This is a genomic window from Bradyrhizobium sp. P5_C12 (assembly GCF_054049735.1).
The window spans coordinates 38,853-46,960 of the sequence record NZ_JBFULU010000052.1 but is presented as its reverse complement, the minus strand read 5'-3'; the positions used below and the strand labels follow the sequence as shown (position 1 = coordinate 46,960).

The window sequence follows — 8,108 nt, the reverse complement described above, 5'->3', positions numbered from 1 at the left end:
GCCGCGACCGCTATCACCTGGTCTTGCGGAGTGTCGGCAGCCTGATGGAATGCGGCGGTGTCCGCTGCACCTGGAATCCCGGTGAGGTTTGGTGGTTCAACAACAATCTTTGGCACTCGGCGGGTAACGAAGGCGATGACTGGCGGATTCACGTCATTTTCGATGTTCTGCCGCGCCGCAACCTGGCACTGGTCGAGGAGTTCAAGCGTCACACGGAATATTACCGGGCGAAGCTTGTCGGGCAGCCGTGACGCATGAACGGTCTGATCCGGTAAGGGCACGACGAGTGGACGAAGATCCGATCGGCGCGACATTGGCTACTCGTCCCGACAGTGGGCGAGATGCCATCCTGGCGGACATCAGCCAGAATGGCATCCATCGCGGTGACGTCAAACCCATCTCGACCAATGGGCGCTTGCAGAGCTGGCTGATCGATCTGCGCGCGATCTTCATGCGTCCGGACAGTCTGGCCGCCATCGCCGATGAATTCTGGCTTCTGAATCGTGACCGCGCGCGGTTCCAGGTCGGCGGGATGGAGACGGCGGCAATTCCGCTGTTGACGGCCATCCTGTTGCGGGCTCCTGAGCAGCACCGGGATATCAACGGCTTCATGATCCGCAAGGAGAGAAAGTCCACCGGGCTCGGCAGAATTATCGAAGGCAACGTCACCGACGCCCCCATCATCCTGGTGGACGACATCATCAATTCAGCAAGCGGTGCCGAGAAAGCGCGCGTCGCCATCGAAGCCACAACCGGCAAAACGGTCGGCGGGTTGTTTGCCGTCATCGACTATGAGTCGCAGTCCGGCCTGCGCTGGCGGCAGCAAAAGGGCATTGCCGTACAGGCTCTGTTCAAACTGCGCGATTTCGGATTGGACTTGCAGAACGACCCGCCGCCGCCGCGTCAGGCCTATCGGCTGCTCTGGCACGTGCCGGTTCCGGGCGGTTTTCCTTTCCACGTCGTGCCGAAGTCGGCGCCGCTGCTGGTCGGCTCGGTGATTTATCGGGGCTCCGATGCCGGAAAAATGCAGGCGTTCGATGCCGATACAGGCCGGGTCATTTGGGAACATCAGGTGACCGGAGCTGCCGCGGGAAAGGGGATCTGGTCCTCTCCTGCATTCCATCAGGATCGGATCTATTTCGGTGCGTATAATGGCGTGGCCTATTGTCTGGATGCGGCGGACGGACAGGTGGTCTGGGCCGTAGCGCAAGGCGAATGGATAGGGGCCTCACCGCTCGTGGTGCCGCAACATGGATTGGTGTTTTTCGGCATTGAATATGAACGACCTTGGGCTCAGGGCGGCATCGCCGCGTTGAATATGCTGACAGGCGAAAAGACCTGGGAATATCCTGTCCGCAAATTCCAGCATGGCTCGCCCGCTTACTGGGCTGGCGGCGATCTCATCCTCTGGGGGACGGCCGATCACGTCATGGCCGCCATCGCGGCCAAAACCGGCAAGACGATCTGGACCTTCAAGACAAGGCGGTCGGTCAAATATGCCCCCGCCGTGTGCGAGAAGCGCGGCGTGGTCGCGTTCGCCTCGTTCGACAAGTCCATCTACGTGCTCGACCTCGCGACCGGGCAAAAGCTCGGCGAATGGGAAACCGAGGAGATCTGCTACACCACGCCACTCATCGTCGGCGACCGGCTGTTCTGCGGCTCCGGCGATCGCAACCTGTATGTGATTGATCTGGCGTCGATGAGCCTGATCAAGAAAATCCCGGCAAGGGCTCGGGTCTATTGTTCTCCGAGGCTGGTCGACGGCAAGGTGATGGTCGGAACCAATGGCGGGGTGGTGATGGAAATCGATCCGGATACGCTCGAAATCTGCGGCCGCCTGCAACTGGAAGACGCCGTCACCAACGCCATTGCCGCAACGCCCGACGGAAAGCGAATTTTCGTCTCGACGGCGATGAACCATCTGTACGCGTTCGAGCGGGAGCCGCTATCCGGCCAGCGCTGATCATGCCTTGACTGGCGCGATGAAGAGGGAGGACGCGAGCGTGGCGGATGGAGCGACCGTATCCAGCGCTCCGATCTCCACCGCAATCATGAACGGCGGATTGAAACTGGTCGCAGACCGCACAAAGGTGGCGATGTGGTTGGCCGGATAGTGCTCCAGCAGCGTATCGCGCAAAAGCCGCAAGTCCGGATGAGGGGCGTTGGCGGTCAACCGCGGCGTGGGCATTCCGAACACCGAGGGCTGGAACAGGAGCAGCGCGCCGCGCGTGTCGAATTTCAGCTTGTCGTACACGAAGCTGGTTGCCTCGAATATCTGCAGGCCTCCGCCAGGGTCGAAACGGACGTCCAGCAGCACGGTATCGATACTGGATACGCCGTCGACAAAGGTCACTGTCCTGCCTTGCGCAGCACCATCCCTGTAGAGATTGGTCGCAACACTGTCGAAGATGATGGGGTGTCCCTGGGTCAGGTAGGCGACGGCGCCGAGTTCTCCGGCGCGGGCCAGGATATGCCGTGTCACGTCGGCATAGTTTTGCCGGCGCGGCTGGTTGTCCTTGTAGAAGGGCTTCAGGCTGCGCACCGCAGGTTCGAGGTTTCCGGGTAGACGCCGGAATACATCGATCGGCACATTGGTCCAGATCTCCTTGCAGGCGCCAAGGAATCTCATCGCTTCGATCGTCAGATGGCGCACCGGGTCGACCCCGGCGCCGATGACGTAGACCGTCGTTGAGCTCATATCGCTGCTCCCAAATCCTGCGCGAATGCTTCGCCGGCGGCTGCAACCGGATGCCGTTCGGCAAAAGGCAACGATGCGTGGAATCCTTCAGCCGGCATCGGTTCGAGGCCGGCGCCGCTGCGGCGTCTGGTAGGGAAAGCCCAGTCCTTGCGCTGCGTGCTCTGGCGGCGCGCCGCCGGTGAGGCGCACCTTGTAGGCTGTCGCGGTCGCATCACCGTCGTAGCAAAGCGTGAGAATCGGCAGCTTCACCTCGACGATCCCATGGAGGGACGACCACTCCACCGGCCAGGCCAACGCCTGCCCCAGCGCTCCCTGGTCCGGTTGAGAGGAAACTTTGCTTCTCAGGTCGCCATAAACCGAAGCCAGGCGTTGGGTCGCCTGGCAATGGAAGCAGCATGGCCGATGCGGCGCCGAACGAAGACCGAGCGCCGACAGCAGCGGATTGACCGTGCAGTCGTCTATTTCCGCAATCTGCGAAGCATTGTCGTCAACGACATGGCCCTCGACCATGGCCCAGGTCGTATCCAGCTCTTGCCGTTCGATCGCGACCGTCTTCAGGAATGCGGCGCAGCAGGACGGGTAACCCAGCCAATCGGCCATCTGGCCCAGATCGGCCGCGCGCCATATCGAAGCGAGTTGTTCGATGCGTTCGTTGCGCGTGACGAGGTGCACTTCATCCGATGCCGCAACGCTCGATGACTTGCCGTTGAGCACGCGAACGAGGGGGGCATCGGCGGGACCAAGTATGCGGGAGGCGAGACCGCGGTTCGCCCATTCGGCCGACTGCGCCGAGGATCGTGCTTTGGGCACCGCCATGATCGCGGCCAACCGAACGCCGGCGGCCACGGACAGCCATTCCGAGATTCGTATCTCGTTGACCAGGCGGCCCAATGGTTCGGACCATCGATCCCGCGCCGCCGCGCTCGCCCATGCCATGCGCAGGAACGGCGGCATGCGGAAGTCCAATCGATCGGAATAGTCCCGTGGAACGCGTGATGCCGCGCTCACGACAGCGCCGGATGTCAGATCGAACGCGGCTGTCACGTCGGGGCCACCTGCGCCGGGGCACTGGCCGCCTGGCGGCGGGCGCGCAAGGCGCGCATCACGTATTCGACCGGCGAGTTCTGCCCGGATTCCCAACGCCGCAACAATTCCGCCTCCACGTCCAGTCGTTCGGGTCGCAGCGACAGCGGCGTGATGCCCTTGGCGACGAGCTCGGCCTCGATCTCGGCGAACACCCTGAGCCAGGTCGGGCATTGCTCCGATTTGCTGCGCCAGTCCCCCGCGATCGCCGTGCCCGGGCATTGGCCGCGGCACATCAGGAAGAACCGGCAGCCTTTGCAGCCACCTGCGTCCTGCGGCGTGTGGTAAAGCGCCAGATAGCGTTCGAACCCCTCGCGCGCGGCGGGCAGATAGTCGACGCCGTCCTTGTTGACCCGGCTGCATTTGTTGCGTTCGCCCTGTCCGTCCAGCCCCTTCACGGCACGCGTGGTGTAGGGATCGCAGGCCTGCCAGATACATTTTGATCCGGAGTCCTGGCCCAGCAGGAGCAGCTCGAGATCCTCAATCAGGGTCAGGGTCAAGCCGCTGAGCTTCTGGCGTGCCTTGCGCAATCGCCGCAGGGCATGGATGGTCTCCTCGGTGGAAAGCGCGTACTTCTCACGCGCCTCTTCGCTTTCCACCTCCAGCAAATGGAGTCCGATCCGCCGGATGCCGAGGCTCTCCAGATAACAGAACCAGTCGATCAGCTTCTCCAGCCGGTCGGCGCTGCCGTTCATGCGATGCAAGGTGACGATCAGGCTGGGTACGATGCCGTTGGCGACAAGCTTCTCGATGGCCTGCTCGCTGCGAGCCGTCGAACGACGGGTACGCTCCAGCGTATGATCCCAGCGCGCGTCGTTGAGTTCGCCCGGCCCATCCATCGAAAGGCCGACGCCAACCTGGTAACGCTTGAACAAGGCGATATGCTCATCGTCGATCAGGACGCCGTTGGTCTGGACGGTGTTGCGTCCCGTGCGTTTGAAGCCCCAGTCCCACAGGTCTTCCAGGACGTCCTTGGTCAGCAACAGAGGCTCGCCGCCGAACAGCAGAAACGGCTCATCGGCGCGGCTGTGCGCGACGATCGATCGCTTCATGGCATCGAGGTCGTAGCGCACGCCAAGATTACCGGCATCGCGCTGCGGATCCTCGTAGCAGTAGCCGCATTGCAGATTGCACCGCACGCCAATTGGCGTCACCGTCAACGGCATGGAACCTCTTCCCAAGGCAGGTTACGGGACAGCGACCAAGCGGAGCAGATATCCCGTTCCACCAGCGCGGCATGACCCCAGGTTTCAGCGATGGCTCTGGCGAGAGAGAACAATGGAGGACACCCTTCCTTGCAATCTTAAGTCGCTTTTCCCGGTCTGACAATGAGGTGAGAACCGGCGAGCTGGCCGGCGCAACAGACCACACCGATCTGCTGCGGCGCCGTCACGCTGTCTGTTGCGGCCGAAGAGGCCTTCCGCAATCCGGCGCCAGATATCCAAATCGCTGCATCATGGGCGCATGAGCGCGCGTGATCTCCTGGATCTGGGCGGGTGAGAGGACATCGCGCCACTGTCCGGCCCGCCCTTCACGAAAGAAGATTTTCGCGGTCTTGGGCCGTTCGATGAAGCCGTTCTCGGATTCCTGCCGCCGCAACTCACCAAACGACGATTTTGCGATGGCGGCCCGGAGTTGCTGTTCGCTCGGGGTCAGGCCCAGAAAGCGCGCCAGCGTTCCGAACGGCCGGACCGGATTGGCGACCAGGTCCTCATACCGCATGATGTGCATCGGCCGGTCGGCCAGTCCGAGCCAGCTCGCAACATTCTGGCTCCATGATCCCAGGACCTGGTAGGCCGCCCGTGCGGTTTCGGGGGTCTTCAGGCCCGGCGTCGCCATGGAGGCGATCATCGCGTCGATGCGCACGCCCGAATGGTGCGCATAGGAGATGGCGACGTCGAGCGGATTGCGGACGATATAGATGGCGGCCAGCGTGGCATTCAAATTGATCGTTGGGTGCTGATATTCATTGCCGATGCAGAGGTGGGTTTTGACCAGAACGGGCTCGCTCCGGCCGTTGGCCAATTGCCGCTGCACTTCCGGGCGGGCGGCGGCGACTTCGCTCTGATCGGCCGCGGCGAGACTTTTTCCCAGCACGCGCTCGAACGGCTTGGCGCCAAATTCCCAGAGCGTGTGCGTGTCCATCCGATTGATGTCCTGCGCTTCGTCGACGCCGGACAGTTCGTTCAGCAGATTATGGATGAACACTCTCACCCAGGTGTTGCCGGATTTCGGGTAGGACGCGATCCAGATGATGTTCTGCTTGGTTGGCTCCGAGTGAGCAGGCCTATCGGCACCGGGCGCGAGTACACCGAGTTGCATCAGAGTAGCTCCGATCGGGTGGAATGGATCGTGGTCCGCGATCCGCAGCGATCGAAGCATCGATCTTCCATCGCGCTCATCAAAGCGCGAACGGAATCCCGTTCGGGCACATACGACACGATTCGATGGCTTGTCAGTTTCATGTAAGGTTGTCTGGCCTGAGATACGCGGATGATTTTCTCGCAGTCACATCACAAGTTACGACACCGCGCGGCGGAGATGGAATACACACTGAGAAATTTTTGGAAGTCGTCAGATACCTCTTGAAATCGATCAGGTTGTATGTTGATTTCATACTACGAGACATAGTGTCGCAATAGCGGGTCGGGGAAGCCCGTTTGCGCGACGACTCCGGCTAGAACCACGACGACGCGGGCTGACTTAGACTCTTCAAAACAATTTGTGCGGTGTTTGGCTGGCCAGAGAAGATTTGGTCGGGAGGTAGCCTTGTGGCCTGAAGCATCGGTCAGTTTGAGGCCGGGTGTCGCTAAGGGATGTGAATGCTCGGATGATCGCGTCGCATGCCCCGCAACGATCGCATCGTTTCGAGCTGGAGGATATGCCGGCGATAATCGGGCTGGGCTCTGCGCGATTGAGCCGAAGAGGCGCGGGCTTGGGCCTCAGCGAATCTCAGCGAGCCGCGTAAGCGCGGACCAAGCCGACGAAAATATCGCGGTCCCGCAGGGCGCTCGGTCGCGGTGCATACGAATAGAGCTCGTTGAGATCGTTCCAGCAACAGCCGAGGACGTAATCCGCGGGGCTCAGCCTGTTGACTTTTGCCTTCCTGCGAAAGCCCTCGATCTTGTAGCCAGTGCTCGAGCTGTCCCCGTCGTCAGAAAGCCCGCGAACGTACGTCCAGTGCAGGTTCGGCTGCTTCTGGATGAGCAGATCACCGAGAAAAATGCCGAGATCGAAGACGACATTGAGCCCAAGAAGCCCCTCGGTCCACGGTGTCTGCATTTGATAGAACGCCTGACTGACGGCCGGCTCCCGGAGGTTGGCGAGCGCGAAGCCGTTGTCGGAAAACCAGGCCGACACGCTGGCGAGCCCTGCATCGTCGAGGCTGGCGCTCACCCCGAACTTGTTCAGAAACGATTGCAGCGCGGCGAGGCGCGCTGTGCGTTGCCCCATGAAATACGCGAAATTCTCGTCCGATCGCGCGGCGTATTCGTGGGAATAGCGCGTGTAATCTTCTTCAGCTTGATCATCGCGGCGGCGAAGAAACGGGCCCTGACGATGGGGTGGCCGGTAAGGCGGGTAGTCCGCCAGTGCTGGCGACAACACCTTTCGTCGTTCGACCAGTTGTTGTGGTTCGCGTCGCAGCCAACGAAACATGGTGAGCTCTCCGGATGCTCCGGTGACATTAATAGTGTCGCCAAAGCAAAATCGCCAGACCTTGCCATCAAACGACGTACGCGCGGGCTCATATCGATAGCGATGTGAGCCGGCACCTGGGAGGCTCCTGTGTCGGATAACAATTTGCAGAAATTTCCTGCCTCCGTGACCGCGCCGATCACGCTTTATTGGACGGGAGCCGGGTGGTCGTCCGTTCTGAACAATCCGTATTTCGGCGGCACCGTCTGGCAGTTCTATCGATCACCCGTCACAGGGCTTGCCGGACCGGCCAATGGCATCGCCGCGGACCTCAGAAGTCTTGGCTTACGGTACAAAGTCTATAACTTCACCCCACAAGGTCTCGCGGCGAACGCTAGCGAGGTTCAGGCTGGAAGGATTCCTGCCGGAGCCACGCCGCGACAGATCACCGGCCATATAAGCGACTTCAACGGTGAAGCTCTGGAGGACGCCGCCGCAAGGATCGGTCGGTCGAGCAACACGCGTTACATTCGGAACCAGACATTCACTTCCTTCCCCGACGGGGGATGGTGGCCTGGAGCCCAGCCGCCCCAGCCTGCTGCCCAAGCTCCCTGGCCGAGCAACAGTGGCCGGCCCGTCACTGAGATCGATGCCATTCGTGAAAAACAATCGCGGTTGAATGGAACAAGGT

At 61.4% G+C, this 8,108-nt stretch carries 7 protein-coding genes; 2 read left to right on the top strand and 5 right to left on the bottom strand.

Annotated features, from left to right (window positions below; all coding sequences use genetic code 11):
- Both ACXJMY_RS31905 and ACXJMY_RS31900 read left to right on the top strand, forming a co-directional pair.
- A partial coding sequence (locus tag ACXJMY_RS31905) for an aspartyl/asparaginyl beta-hydroxylase domain-containing protein (protein ID WP_456623316.1) occupies window positions 1-251 on the top strand: 251 nt, incomplete at its 5' end.
- Window positions 252-286: 35 nt separating this feature from the next.
- Window positions 287-1,963, top strand: coding sequence for an outer membrane protein assembly factor BamB family protein (locus ACXJMY_RS31900; RefSeq protein WP_456623315.1), 1,677 nt, complete (start codon window positions 287-289; stop codon window positions 1,961-1,963).
- Here ACXJMY_RS31900 and ACXJMY_RS31895 read toward each other — a convergent pair whose 3' ends face one another.
- From ACXJMY_RS31895 to ACXJMY_RS31875, 5 genes are all read right to left on the bottom strand, one after another.
- On the bottom strand, window positions 1,964-2,698 hold the full coding sequence (locus ACXJMY_RS31895) for an SAM-dependent methyltransferase (RefSeq protein WP_456623314.1): 735 nt from the start codon (window positions 2,696-2,698) through the stop codon (window positions 1,964-1,966).
- 87 nt (window positions 2,699-2,785) lie between these two features.
- Window positions 2,786-3,652: a hypothetical protein gene (locus ACXJMY_RS31890; protein WP_456623313.1), complete on the bottom strand. Its 867-nt coding sequence runs from the start codon at window positions 3,650-3,652 to the stop codon at window positions 2,786-2,788.
- Between the two features lie 86 nt (window positions 3,653-3,738).
- Window positions 3,739-4,947, bottom strand: coding sequence for a radical SAM protein (locus ACXJMY_RS31885; protein WP_456623312.1), 1,209 nt, complete (start codon window positions 4,945-4,947; stop codon window positions 3,739-3,741).
- 223 nt (window positions 4,948-5,170) lie between these two features.
- The gene (locus ACXJMY_RS31880) at window positions 5,171-6,103 is read right to left on the bottom strand and encodes a sulfotransferase domain-containing protein (RefSeq protein ID WP_456623311.1); all 933 of its coding nucleotides are present in this window, start codon (window positions 6,101-6,103) and stop codon (window positions 5,171-5,173) included.
- 630 nt (window positions 6,104-6,733) lie between these two features.
- A complete protein-coding gene (locus ACXJMY_RS31875) occupies window positions 6,734-7,438 on the bottom strand; it encodes a hypothetical protein (RefSeq protein WP_456623310.1) in 705 nt (234 codons plus the stop codon).
- Window positions 7,439-8,108 lie beyond the last annotated feature (670 nt).